Consider the following 12,530-nt stretch of genomic DNA (forward strand, 5'->3'; position numbering starts at 1 on the left):
GGCCCCCCCCCCCCCCCCCCGCGCGGCCGCCCGCCGCCCCCGGGGCGGCGCCCCCGCGCGCGCCCCCCGGCCGCGGGCCCCGGGCGGCGGGGGGGGCCCCCCCCCCCCCCGCCGCCATGGCCGGGTCCCGCAGCCCGGGCCGCGCGTCCAGCCGTACACCGGACCAGGAGCCGAGCCCCGTGTCAGCGCGCCCGTCAGGCCTTGTGCGAGGACTCCAGGTGCGCGAAGACCACCACGTTGTCCAGGTAGTCGTGGCGCGTGCGGTCGTACGTACCGCCGCAGGTGATCAGCCGCAGCTGCGCGTCCGGCGTGTTCCCGTACACCTTCTGGTCGGGGAAGGCGTTCTTGGCGAAGGTCTCCACGGAGTCCACCGAGAAGACGGCGACCGTGCCGTCCGCGCGCGTCACCTCGACCCTGTTGCCCGGCAGCAGCAGGCTGAGCAGCAGGAACACCGACGGACCCTTGGCGGTGTCCACGTGCCCGGCCACCACCGCGCTGCCGCGCTCGCCGGGGGTGGCGCCGTCCCGGTACCAGCCGACCAGGTTCTTGTCGTCCAGGGGCGGCGCGTTGAGCTGGCCGGCCGCGTCCAGGGTGAGCTCGGTGAACGGCGCGTCCACGGCGATCTGCGGGATCCGCAGCCGGGTCGGAATGGCCGGCTTCAGCGCCGGCGCCCCCGGTGCGGCGGCCGAACCCGGACCGGCCCCGGCGGCCCCGATGGCGGCCGGGGGAGCGGCCAGGCCCAGCACCGGTCCGGACGAGGGCTTCGCGCCGACCGAGTTGTAGATCAGCAGCAGACCGGCCGCCATCGCGCCCATACCCGTGCGCAGCAGCCGGGACGTACCAGGGACGGGACCGGCCATCACTCCACTCCTTCGGCATCAATGTCGGGTGCGCCGCTCCGGGTGCCGTCGCCGGGGCCGGTGCGGGAGGCGGTGGCCGTGGCGGGGAGGCGAGCCCGCCGCCGGGCAGCGCCAGGCCGCCACCGCCGGTGTGCGCGCCGCTGTGCGGCGTCTTCTCCTCGGTCTTGTGGACCGCCCCCGGCGCGGGCCGGGGGCGGTTCCACGGAGGGCGGGGCAGGTCAGTTGGGCCCGCCGCGCTCCCAGCGGTAGAACTCACGCGCCATGGCGTCCTTGGGCTCCCGCCAGGTGGCCGGGTCGTACGCCTGCACGTAGGCCGTGAGACGGTCGCTGACCTGCCGGAACTCCGGGTGGCCGATCACCTTGGCGACGGCCGGGCCGGGCGGGCGGTCGGCCTCGATCAGGTGCAGGTAGACGTCGCCGAACTGGAACAGGCTGCGGCCGGTGACGCCGATCAGGTGCGGCAGTTCGCCCCGGTCCGACTCGGCGAACACGTCGGCGATGCCCTGGGCCGCGTCCGGCTTCATCCGGGCGACGATCAGTGCGCGGTGCATCCCGTTCACACCTCCCCGGCCTGCTTCTCGACCTTCTCGCGGATCAGCTGCATCTGGACCCGCGAGTTGCGGTTGATGTGGTTGACCATGCCCTTGTCGTCGACCGGCGCGGTGGGCTTCATCGCGAAGTCCTGGATCCAGCGCATCCGGGTGCCGGCCGGGACCTCCGCGTACTCCCAGCGGATGTCCATGAACTCGAACGGCCCGGGCTCGACCCGGCGGGCGCGCACCGCGAGCGAGGCCCGGTCGGTGGTGCGCTCGGAGACCCAGCTCCAGACCTGGCCGTTCTCGTCGGGGTGCATGGTGAGCCGGAAGCGCACGCTGTCGCCCTCCCGCTCCAGCACCTCGACCGAGGCGTACTCGCTGAACAGCTGCGGCCAGTTCTCCAGGTCGTTGGTGATCTCCCAGACCAGGTCGAGCGGCGCGGCGATGACGATCTCGTTGTCCGTGTGTCCGGGCATCTCAGGCACCTGCCGTGGTGGAGAGCGAGGCGTTGACCAGTTCCACGAACTCGGCCGGGGTCTTGGACGACTCCGCGCCGGACGCGACCTTGAGTCCGTGCCGGTTCTCCAGCTCGCCGACCACGCCGAGCAGACCGAGGGAGTCCACGCCGAACTGGTCGAAGCTCGCGCCCGGGCGCTCCAGGTCGAGCGGGTTGACCACGACGCCGGCCCGGGCCTGGATCAGGGCGGCCAGTTCGGGATAGCTGAGGGTGTTGTTCACGGGATGTCCCTTCAAAACAAGAGCGGATCAACAGACGGATCAACAGGCGGGCCGACAGGCGATCGGGAGCCGAGCCGAGCCGGACCGGGGGAACGGTCGGGCCCGGTCAGTCCAGCCGGCCGCGCCGGAGCACCAGCGCGGCGTTGGAGCCCATCAGCCCGCGGCTGAGCACCAGCGCGGTGCGCAGTTCGGCCGGTCGGGCATGGCCGGTCACCAGGGCGAGCTCATGGCAGACCTCGGTGACGTTGGGGGTGGGCGGCAGGACGCCGTCCTCCATCGCGAGGACGGCGGCGGCCGTGTCCAGCATCGGCGCGCCGCAGTAGGCGCGTCCGGTGCCGGTCTTGGGTGCTGTCACCGGGACGCGTTCGGCGTACGGGCCGAGGGCGTCGGCCAGGGCGAGGGCCTCGGCTCGGTCGGCGGCCGGGACACCGAGGGCGTCGGCGAAGACCACGTCGATCTCCTCCGCGGCGATCCGCGCGTCGTTCATCGCTATCCGGATGGCGTTGGCCAGACCCTCGCGGGAATCCTCCCAGCGGGAGGCGCCGGTGAACGTGGCGCCGTGTCCCACCAGCAGGGCACGGACGGTGGCGCCGCGCCGGCGGGCGGCCTCCTCGTCCTCCAGCAGCAGCATCGCGCCGCCCTCGGCGGGGGCGAAGCCGTTGGCGGCGGGGGAGAACGGCAGATAGGCCCGGTCCGGGTGCTCGGCGAGGCTGAGTTCGGGGTAGCCGAGCTGGCAGACCATCGAGTACGGCGCCAGCGGGGCCTCGGCGGCGCCGACCACCACCGCGTCGGTGCCGCGCTCGATCGCGCGGGCGGCGTGCGCGAGCGCGTCCAGGCCGCCGGCCTCGTCGCTGGCGACCACCCCGCAGGGGCCCTTGTAGCCGCCGCGGATCGAGATCTGGCCGGTGCTGGCCGCGTAGAACCAGGCGATGGACTGGTAGGGGCCGACGAACTTCGGCCCCTGACCCCAGAGTTGCTGGAGTTCGCGCTGGCCGAACTCGCCGCCGCCCGAGCCGGCCGCGGTCACCACGCCGACCGTGAACGGATCCTTGGGGTCGGGGCTGAACCCGGCGTCCGCCACAGCGAGGTCGGCGGCCGCCATCGCGTAGTGCGTGAAGCGGTCGGTCTGTACGAGGTAGCGGCCGTCGATCACGGCCTGCGGGTCGAAGTCCCGCACCTGGCCCGCGACGCGCAGCGGAAGATCCGCGCAGCCCTCGCGGGAAATCCGGTCGAGGACGCTCACGCCCTGCCTGGTGGCCTTCCAGAAGGCGTCGGCCCCCACGCCGTTCGGCGCCACCACGCCCAGGCCGGTGACCGCTGACCGGCGGCCCTGTTGACGTGACGTCATGGATCTCACCCCGTTCTGTTGAGCACAACGGCGGACTGGAATCCGCCGAATCCGCTGCCGACCGACAGGATGTGACGGAGTGGCAGCTCCCGCGCCGTGCGCGGTACGTAGTCGAGGTCGCACTCCGGGTCCGGAGTCTCGTAGTTGGCGGTCGGCGGTACCACGCCGTGGGCCAGCGCGAGGGTGCAGGCGACCAGCTCGATCGCGCCGATCGCGCCGAGCGAGTGCCCGACCATCGACTTGATCGAGCTCATCGGCGTCTTGTACGCGTGCCCGCCGAGGGAACGTTTGACGGCCGCCGTCTCGTGCCGGTCGTTCTGCTTGGTGCCCGAGCCGTGCGCGTTGACGTAGTCGACGCCGGTGCGGTCCACCCGGGCGTGGTCGAGGGCGTCGTCGATCGCCCGGGACATCTCCAGCCCCTCCTGGGTGAGGCCGGTCATGTGGTAGGCGTTGCCGAAGGTGGCGAAGCCGCCGATCTCGCCGTAGATCCGGGCGCCGCGACGGCGGGCGTGCTCCAGCTCCTCCAGCACCAGGACGGCGCCGCCCTCGCCGAGCACGAAGCCGTCCCGGTGGGCGTCGAAGGGGCGGGAGGCGTGCTCCGGGTCGTCGTTGCGCTCGCTGGTGGCCTTGATGGCGTCGAAACAGGCGACGGTGATCGGGGAGATCGGTGAGTCGGAGGCACCGGCGACGCAGATGTCGGTGCGCCCCTCCTCGACCGCCTGGAAGGCGTAGCCGATCGCGTCCAGCCCCGAGGTACAGCCGGTGGAGACCGTCTGCACCGGGCCGTGGGCGCCGACCCGTTCGGCGACGGTCGAGGCGAGGGTGCTGGGCGCGAAGGCCCGGTGCAGCTGGGGCTCGGCCCGCAGGTGGTCGACGTCCCAGCGCGCGCCGCCGGCGCTGACCAGGGCGTAGTCGTGCTCCAGCCGGGTGGTGCCGCCGACGGCGGTGCCGAGCGAGACGCCGATCCGCCACGGGTCCTCCGCGGCCAGGTCCAGGCCCGCGTCGGCGATCGCCTCGTCCGCCGCCACCATCGCGAACTGCACGTAGCGGTCGGCTCGTTGGACGTCATGTTGGCTCAGCCCGTGGGCCGCCGGGTCGAAGTCGCACTCGGCGGCGATCCGGGAACGGAATCCGGCGGGGTCGAAGAGCGTGATGCCCCGGGTCGCCGTCCGGCCGGAGGTGAGCAGCCGCCAGAAGGCCGGCACGCCCACGCCTCCGGGTGCGACCACGCCGATTCCGGTGACGGCGACACGCCTGGTCACGAAGCCGCCTTGGCGTGTTCCGGCGGGCCGGACGTCGCGGTCTCCTCGGTGTCGACGTGGCCGAGTTCCGGGCGCGGTGCCAGCGGGCCGAGGTGGAAGACCATCCGGGCCTCGGTGTCGCCGACGTTGCGGAAGCGGTGGCGCATGTTGAGCGGGATCATCAGGCCGTGGTCGGGCTTGAGCGTGCGGGTGACGCCGTCCAGGTCCACCTCCAGGTCGCCGGAGACCACGAACACGAACTCCTCGGAGTACGGGTGGTAGTGCTCGCCGATCCGCTCGCCGGGCTGCACGATGGCCAGGCCCATGAACCCGCTGGTGGCGCCGCAGGTGGTCGGGGTGAGCATGGCGCGCAGATCGCCTCCGCGCCGACGGTTCTCCGGCGCCTCGTCGACGTGCACGATCCGTGGGTACTGCGTGGACATGGTTTCTTCCTCCGGGGCTGGGCTGGGATCGGGTGGTTGGTCAGCTGTCCTGCGAGCTGCGGTCGGTGACCGGGCTCATGGCCCGGGCGGCGAGGAAGCGGCTGAGCCCGGCGACGGTGCGCAGGTCGCCCCCGGGGCCGAGGTCGAGCAGCCGGCCGAGGGCGGCGGCCTCGCGCTCGCCCGCCACGCCGAGCGCCGCCGCCGGGTCGGCCTCGGCGGGCACCCGGAGGTCCACCAGGCGGACCACGGTGTCGTCCCGGTGGAAGACGGTGCCGGTCACGACCGGCCCGGTCGGGTCGGCGGTGGCCTCGTCGTCGTACGCCGCGAGCAGGTCGGCGACCGCCTGCCCGCTGCCGGGCTTCACCGGGTAGAGCACGGCGTGCCGGTGCAGCCGGCCGGCGGTGGGGGAGCCGGCGACCGCCTGGTGTCCGGCGGGCAGCGCGGCGCGGGCGAAGAAGGCGCGCGCGGACTGCGGGTCACCGAGCTGGCGGGCCTCCTCCAGATGGGGGTTGAGCTCCGCCTCGACGCTCCGCACCTCGGGCTGCATCGCGACATGGCGCAGCGCGTCGCCGAGGTTGCCGATCACCTCGACGGCCCGGACCACCCGGTTGCCGTGCATGAACAGCGAGGTGCGGCGCAGCCGGGTGGTCTCGTCCACCTCGGCCTTGGGCGAGGTGTAGCCGGACAGGATCCGGGCCACCTCGTGTTCGCTGCCGGGCTTGACGGTGAAGGTGAGGGCGTGCCGGACGACGCCGTCCGGGCCGGGGTCGGCCTTCGGCGGGCCGACGTGTCCGGCGGGCGTGGTGCGCGGCAGGCCGGGCGGCACCTCGACGGGGCGGGCGGTGCCGGTGGCCCCGGCCACGGAGGTCTCCCGGAGGATGGTGTAGCGCATCGAGCGGAAGGTGTCGCTGACGCAGCCGTGCATCGGCTTGACCATCTCGCGGTGCGCCGGGCTTTCCACCCACTTCAGGAAGGTCTCCTGGTCCCGCCACTCGCTGGTGATGAGCCACTGCCGCGGGTCGTTGATCGACTGGCAGAGCTGGTCGCTGACGTGGCCGGGAACCGAGGCCACCTGGTGGCGGAGGTTCTCGTAGACGTCGAGGAAGCGTTGCTGGGCGCCGTCCTGGATCTCCAGCATCAGCACCACCCGGAGCCGGGTGTCGGAGTCGGCGTGCTGCCGCGCCTGAGGTTCTGACAGAGTCGTCATGATCCACTTTCTGCTCTGGGCCGCTCGCCGCGGGCCGCGGTGGGCGGCGTCCGGCGGGGATCTCGGGTGGGACGGCGGGCGGTGCGGCGGGCGGAGGCGTTCGGCCCGGGCGGTCGGCGCCAGGCCTGAGGTCGATCGTGCGCGGAGCCCACGGACGGCGCGAGATATGCGGGCCATCCGGGCGAAGGGGCGGCAGAAGGCCGTCGGCGCGGGGGATGGAAGGACGGGGGCCGTCCACGCCGGCCCCGCGGAGGGCGGCATGGGCCACCGCGGCGGTGCCGCGGATCCCCTTACAGGCTGGAGCAACTGATGAATCCGAAAGTTGACGACCGGGTGCCGGTCCTGATCGTCGGCGGCTCGCTGGTCGGGCTGTCGGCCTCCCTCTTCCTGGGCCGACTGGGTGTCAGACACCTGTTGGTCGAGAAGCACGCGGACACCTCGCATCACCCGCGTGGCCGAGGCAACAACGTCCGCACGATGGAGCTCTACCGGGTGGCCGGCATCGAGCCGGCGATCCGTGAGGCGGCCTCGGTGCTCGCCGCGAACCACGGCATCCTGCAGGCCCCCTCGCTGACCGGTGAGGAGCAGGAGTGGCTGTTCCGGGAGATCGACCCCGGCGGCCGGCTGGCCCGGTTCAGCCCCAGCTCGTGGTGCCTGTGCAGCCAGAACGACCTGGAGCCGGTGCTGCTGCGGTCGGCCCGCGAGCTGGGCGGGGACGTCCGCTTCAGCACCGAGCTGGTCTCCTTCGAACAGGACGCCGACGGGGTGACGGCGCTGCTGCGCAGCCGGGAGACCGGCGAGGAGCGGCGGGTGCTGGCGCGGTACCTGCTGGCGGCGGACGGTCCGCGCAGCCCGGTCCGGGAGCGGCTGGGCATCGGCCAGACCGGCAAGGGCGAGCTGTTCCACAACGTCAGCATCACCTTCCGGGCCAAGCGGCTGGCCGAGGTGGTGGGCGACCGCCACTTCATCGCCTGCTACCTGACCAACCCGACGGCCGACGGCGCGCTGCTGCCGGTGGACAACCAGGAGGAGTGGGTCTTCCACGCGCCCTGGCACCCCGAGGACGGCGAGCCGCTGGAGGCGTTCACCGACGAGCGGTGCGTGCGGCACATCCGGGCCGCCATCGGTATGCCGGACCTGGACGTGGAGGTGACCGGCCGGGCGCCCTGGCACGCGGCGGAGCGGGTGGCGGAGCGCTACTCCGGCGGGCGGGTCTTCCTGGCCGGGGACTCGGCGCACGAGATGTCGCCGACCGGCGCGTTCGGCTCCAACACCGGCATCCAGGACGCGCACAACCTGGCCTGGAAGCTGGCCGCGGTGCTCTGCGGCTGGGCCGGCCCGGAGCTGCTGGAGACGTACGGTCAGGAGCGCCGCCCGGTCGCCGAGGTCACCAGCGCGCGGGCCTCGGCCCGGTCCGCCGAGCACAGCCACCCCGGGTACTCGGTGGTCCCGGGGGCCGGCCGGCAGGCCGGGGTGCTGGCGGTGGCGCTCGGCTACCGCTACCCGGTGGGCGCGGTGGCGGGGGCGGACCCGGCCGGTGCGGTGGTGCCGGAGCGGTTCGAGTCGGCGGGCGAGCCCGGCAGCCGGGCGCCGCACCAGTGGCTGCTGCGGGCCGGGGTCCGGCTCTCCACCCTGGACCTGTACGAGCAGACGATGGTGCTGCTCACCGGCCCCGAGGGGACGGCCTGGCAGGAGGGCGCCCGGCGGGCCGCCGACCGGCTGGCCGTGCCGCTGGACGGCTACCGGATCGGCACCGGCGCGGAGGACGACCTGGCGCCCGAGCCGGGCGCGGACTTCGCCGAGCTGCACGGTGTCCGGCGGGACGGCGCGGTGCTGGTCCGCCCGGACGGCTTCGTCGCCTGGCGCTCGGAGGGGGCCGTGGACGATCCGGAGGCGGCCGTGGCGGCGGCGCTGCGGGCGGTGCTGAAGCTGTAGGGCGGGAGCCGTCGGACGTGCCTCGGACGACGTGTGGGCCCGCCGGATCGGCGGGCCCACACGCGGGTGGCGCGGAGGGTCAGTGGCCGCCCTCGTCGACCACCTCGACGTCCTCGATGTTGCGCTCGATCGCGTCGGTGGGCAGGGCGACCCGGATCGCCCAGAAGTAGACCACGAGCGAGAAGACGGCGACCACGGCGATGTCCCACCACATCGGCAGGTTGCCCAGGCCGTCGCCGAAGCCGCCCTGCCAGGAGATGATCCCGAGGCCGACCAGGTAGACCGGCAGCCACTGGGCGGCGCGCCACTCCAGCCGGGGCGCGTTCGGCAGGCCCTTGCGGATCGCGTACGCGGCGTAGCCGCCGAGCAGGGCGTAGCCGATCAGGATCGCGACGCCCAGGCGGGACAGGGTGTGCCAGCCGGACCAGTAGATGATCAGGCTGGAGACCACGAACGCGGCCGGGGAGATCAGCCCGCCCAGCGGCAGCCGGTAGGAGCGCTCACGCTCGGGCAGCCGGCGCCGCAGCGCGCCGAAGGCCAGCGGGGCACCGGCGTACATCAGCACGCTGGCGGAGGTGATGAAGCCGACCAGCTCCTGCCAGCTGGGGAAGGGCAGGAAGCAGATCACCCCGGTGACGAAGGAGGTGATCAGCCCGAACCACGGCACCCCGCGCTTGTCCAGCCGCTCGAAGAGCTGCGGCGCGTAGCCGTTCTTGCTCAGGCCGAGCGAGATCCGGGAGGTCGAGGTGGTGTAGATCAGGCCGGTGCCGCCGGGGGAGACGATGGCGTCGAAGTAGAGCACCCAGGCGAGCCAGCCGAGGCCGATCAGGGTGGCGAGGCCGGCGAACGGGCCCTCGATGCCGGGGAAGTCGAGGTTGCCCCAGCCGCCCGCGAAGGAGGTGGCGGGCAGCGCGCCGATGAAGACGACCTGGAGCAGGGTGTAGATCAGGGTGCCGACGGCCACCGAGCCGAGCACCGCGCGGGGGATGTCGCGCTTGGGGTTGCGGCTCTCACCGGAGATCTGGATCGCCTGCTCGAAGCCGAGCAGGGCGAAGATCACACCGCTGGAGCTGATCGCGGCCAGCACGCCCTTGACGCCGAACGGCGCGAAGCCGTGCGAGGTGAAGTTGGAGCCGTGGAAGTTGGTCACGGCGAGCACGAAGATGGCGAACAGCGGGACGAAGATCTTCAGCCAGGTCGCGACGCTGTTGGTGTGGGCCAGCACCCGCACACCGAGGAAGTTGACGGCGACGAAGATCGCCATCAGGAAGGTCGCCACCACGAAACCGCTCGCGGTGAGCGTGCCGTTGTCGTTGAGCAGGCTCCGCGCGATCTCCCAGTGCCCGGCGTAGCCGATCATCGCCTCGACCTCGATCGGCGCCACCGTCGCGGCCTGCAGCCAGGTGAACCAGCCGAACGACATGCCGGCCAGGCCGCCGAAGGCGTAGTGCGGGTAGCGCGCGGTGCCGCCGGAGACCGGGAAGAGCCCGCCGAGCTCGGCGTGCACCAGCGCGAGCAGGACGATCGCGACCGCGCCGATGCCCCAGGAGACGACAGCCGCCGGGCCCGCCACCACGACGGCGTTCTTGGCGCCGAACAGCCAGCCGGAGCCGATGATGGAGCCGACCGAAGCCCATAGCAGGCCGATCAGGCCGACCTCGCGGCGCAACGAGCGGTGGGAGGGACTGGGGGCTCCGGTGGGGGAATCGGAGCCGGTGCCCGTGCCCGGCGAGGACAGCTGGTTGAGGGAAACCATTCGTCGTCTCTCTGTGTGTGGGGGCCCCGGTGGTCGGAGCAAGGAGAGTTGCCACACAGTAGGCGCATGCAGAGGCGCCTGCACAGATTCCGTTACTGAATGTTTACGTACTTTTCTGGATATACGCGCTGGTAGGGGGTGGTGCGGTCGCGGACTCGTTACGTGACCGATCAGTAGGTCCGGGGATTTGAGCGGGAATTGAGAATGCCCCCGAGGGTGGCATTGTGAACGGCCGACGCGCTTATGGAAATGGAAGGCGCCGCATGGTGATGCGGCGCCTTCCAGGGGCGGGCGGGTACGAACTTCCTCCGCCCGCTAGCGGGTTGCCGCCAGGTCCGACGGGTCGGTGTTGGCGCCGCAGAGCAGCACGGCGACCCGCTCGCCCTCCGCGGCCTCCCCCGCCTCCACGGCGGCGAGGGCGGTGGCGGCCGCGTACTCCACCGCGATCCGGCGCTCGTCCCACAGCCCCTGCCGGGCCCGGACGATGGCGGTGTCCGGGACCAGCACCGAACGCACACCGTCGTGCTGGGCGGCGTGCACGGCGAGCGCGGTGGCCCGGCGGGCCCCCAGTGCGTCGGCGGCGACCGACTCCACCGTGACGTCCACCGGGTGACCCGCCGCCAGCGCCGCGTTCAGCGCCCGGCTGCGCTCCGGCTCCACCGCCACCACCCGGACGCCGTGCTCCCGGGCGGCGGCCGCCACGCCCGCGAACAGCCCGCCGCCACCCACCGACACCACCACCGTGTCCAGGCCCGGCAGTTGGGCCCGGATCTCCTCCAGGACGGTGCCCGCCCCGGCCGCGATCAGCGGGTGGTCGTACGCGTGCGAGGTCAGCGCGCCGCTCTCCGCCGCGAACTCCGCGCAGGCGGCCAGCGCCTCCGCGTACTCGGAGCCCGCGAGCCGCACCTCGGCACCGTACGAGCGCAGCCGGGCCAGCTTCACCGCCGGTGCCGTCTCCGGCAGGAACACCGTGGCCCGCACGCCGAGTTCACGCGCCGCCCAGGCGCAGGCCAGCCCCGCGTTCCCGCCCGACGCGATGGTCACCCCGGCCGCCGGCAGGCCGCCCGCCTCGGCGTGCGCCAGCAGGAAGTTCTGCGCCCCGCGCGCCTTGAAGCTCCCGGTGTGCTGCAGGAACTCCAGCGCCAGCCAGACCCGTCCGCCGTCGTCCCCCGGCGCCACCGCCACCGGCCGTACCCGGCCCGCGATCCGCTCCCCGGCCGCCTTGACCTCGTCGTATGTCAGGTGGTCCACGCCGCTGCTCTCCTCCGCCCGGGGGCGGAGGCCGACCTCCACCATGTCCCGGCCCGACCGTACGTTGCGCAAGCGAACGATGAGAAGGCCGCGGGCGGCCCGGGCCCGGGCCGTCGTCGACGGCCCGGCCGCGTACCCTGACCCGTATGCGTCCTGTGATCCTGCCGCCGCCCGTCCGATAGCGGGCGGCACACTCCACGACTCCCTGCCCGGCGGCCCTGCCGCCACCGGGTCGATAGCTGCCGCCCGCACCACCCGCGGACCTCATCCGGCATCTCATCGTGGAGAACCGACGCATGACCTCGCACACCGCCGTGCCGTTCCGGCGCGGCCTGTTGTCCATCTCGGCCGCCGCGGTCGCCTGGGGCGTGGGCGGAGCGGCGGCGGCGCTGCTGCTGCGCACCAGCGGACTGGGCCCGGTGTCCGTCTGCTTCTGGCGCCTGGCCGTTGCCGCCGCCTGTCTGACCCTCCTGCCGTCCGGCCGGCGCCGCGCCACGCCCGGCCGGCGCGGGGCCGCCGTCCTCACCGGGCTCGGGCTGGCCGTCAGCCAGGCCGCCTACTTCGGCTCGGTGCAGTACGCGGGCCTCGGGCTGGGCACCCTGATCACCATCGGCGCGGGGCCCGTCCTGACCAGCCTGGGCGCCCATCTGCTGCTCGGCGAGCGCCTCACCGTACGGGCGGTGTCCGCGATCGCCCTGGCACTGGCCGGGCTGGCGCTGCTGGTCGCCGCCCCGGCGGCCGGCCCGCGCCCGGCGCTCGGTGTCGCGCTCGCCGTGCTGGCGGGCGCGGTGCAGAGCGGACTGACCCTCTGGGCGCGCGGCGGCGGCTCGACGGGGGCCACGGCGGGCGCGTTCGCGACCGGCACGCTCTGCCTGCTGCCGGCGGCCGCGGCCGCCGGTGTCCTGCCCACCGCGGGCGACCTCGCCCTGACGGCCGGCGCCCTGCTCTTCCTCGGCACGGTGCCGACCCTGCTCGCCTACCGCTGGTACTTCGCCGGTCTCACCGTCGTCCCCGGCGCCACCGCCTCGGTCCTCGTCCTGCTCGAACCCGCCACGGCGGCGCTGATCGCGACCGCCCTCTTCGACGAGGAGGTGACCCCCGCGCTCCTGGCCGGCTCCGCCCTGCTGCTCACCGCCGTCGCCGCCCTCGCCCGCGAGTCCGGCTGAGCGGCCCCGGGCCGGTCCGCCCGTCGCACCCTCGGGGGCGGCGGGCGGA

Annotated in this window: 12 protein-coding genes; 2 read left to right on the forward strand and 10 right to left on the reverse strand. The window is 73.7% G+C overall.

Features of this window, described 5'->3' with window-relative positions:
- Positions 1-194: 194 nt before the first annotated feature.
- From ACIO5D_RS00160 to ACIO5D_RS00195, 8 genes are all read right to left on the reverse strand, one after another.
- Positions 195-860 (reverse strand): class F sortase, encoded by a 666-nt coding sequence (locus ACIO5D_RS00160; RefSeq protein ID WP_400793358.1) that lies wholly within the window; start codon positions 858-860, stop codon positions 195-197.
- 218 nt (positions 861-1,078) lie between these two features.
- Complete coding sequence (locus ACIO5D_RS00165; protein ID WP_363614520.1) at positions 1,079-1,411, reverse strand: TcmI family type II polyketide cyclase; 333 nt, start codon at positions 1,409-1,411, stop codon at positions 1,079-1,081.
- 5 nt (positions 1,412-1,416) lie between these two features.
- Positions 1,417-1,872 (reverse strand): SRPBCC family protein, encoded by a 456-nt coding sequence (locus ACIO5D_RS00170; RefSeq protein ID WP_363614522.1) that lies wholly within the window; start codon positions 1,870-1,872, stop codon positions 1,417-1,419.
- 1 nt (position 1,873) lies between these two features.
- The gene (locus ACIO5D_RS00175) at positions 1,874-2,134 is read right to left on the reverse strand and encodes an acyl carrier protein (protein WP_363614524.1); all 261 of its coding nucleotides are present in this window, start codon (positions 2,132-2,134) and stop codon (positions 1,874-1,876) included.
- 106 nt (positions 2,135-2,240) lie between these two features.
- The gene (locus tag ACIO5D_RS00180; protein ID WP_363614526.1) at positions 2,241-3,482 is read right to left on the reverse strand and encodes a beta-ketoacyl synthase N-terminal-like domain-containing protein; all 1,242 of its coding nucleotides are present in this window, start codon (positions 3,480-3,482) and stop codon (positions 2,241-2,243) included.
- Positions 3,483-3,487: 5 nt separating this feature from the next.
- On the reverse strand, positions 3,488-4,744 hold the full coding sequence (locus ACIO5D_RS00185; protein WP_363614528.1) for a beta-ketoacyl-[acyl-carrier-protein] synthase family protein: 1,257 nt from the start codon (positions 4,742-4,744) through the stop codon (positions 3,488-3,490).
- Positions 4,741-5,166, reverse strand: a complete 426-nt coding sequence (locus ACIO5D_RS00190) for a cupin domain-containing protein (RefSeq protein WP_363614530.1) — start codon at positions 5,164-5,166, stop codon at positions 4,741-4,743. The genes ACIO5D_RS00185 and ACIO5D_RS00190 overlap by 4 nt, the downstream gene beginning before the upstream one ends.
- 40 nt (positions 5,167-5,206) lie before the next feature.
- Positions 5,207-6,373 (reverse strand): SchA/CurD-like domain-containing protein, encoded by a 1,167-nt coding sequence (locus ACIO5D_RS00195; protein WP_400793361.1) that lies wholly within the window; start codon positions 6,371-6,373, stop codon positions 5,207-5,209.
- A gap of 309 nt (positions 6,374-6,682) precedes the next feature.
- Between ACIO5D_RS00195 and ACIO5D_RS00200 the strand changes: the two genes are divergently transcribed.
- Positions 6,683-8,308 carry an FAD-dependent monooxygenase gene (locus ACIO5D_RS00200; protein WP_363614534.1) on the forward strand — a complete coding sequence of 542 codons (1,626 nt, stop codon included), beginning with the start codon at positions 6,683-6,685 and terminating at the stop codon, positions 8,306-8,308.
- A 79-nt stretch (positions 8,309-8,387) separates the two neighbouring features.
- Here ACIO5D_RS00200 and ACIO5D_RS00205 read toward each other — a convergent pair whose 3' ends face one another.
- Entirely contained in the window at positions 8,388-10,064 is a 1,677-nt protein-coding gene (locus tag ACIO5D_RS00205) for an APC family permease (protein ID WP_400651382.1), read from the reverse strand.
- Positions 10,065-10,379: 315 nt separating this feature from the next.
- Positions 10,380-11,315, reverse strand: a complete 936-nt coding sequence (locus ACIO5D_RS00210) for a serine/threonine dehydratase (RefSeq protein WP_400793734.1) — start codon at positions 11,313-11,315, stop codon at positions 10,380-10,382.
- Between the two features lie 296 nt (positions 11,316-11,611).
- Here ACIO5D_RS00210 and ACIO5D_RS00215 point away from each other — a divergent pair, with 296 nt between their 5' ends.
- Positions 11,612-12,481: an EamA family transporter gene (locus ACIO5D_RS00215; protein ID WP_400651385.1), complete on the forward strand. Its 870-nt coding sequence runs from the start codon at positions 11,612-11,614 to the stop codon at positions 12,479-12,481.
- Positions 12,482-12,530 lie beyond the last annotated feature (49 nt).

This window comes from Kitasatospora sp. NPDC087315 (assembly GCF_044744345.1).
In the GTDB taxonomy this organism is placed as follows: domain Bacteria; phylum Actinomycetota; class Actinomycetes; order Streptomycetales; family Streptomycetaceae; genus Kitasatospora.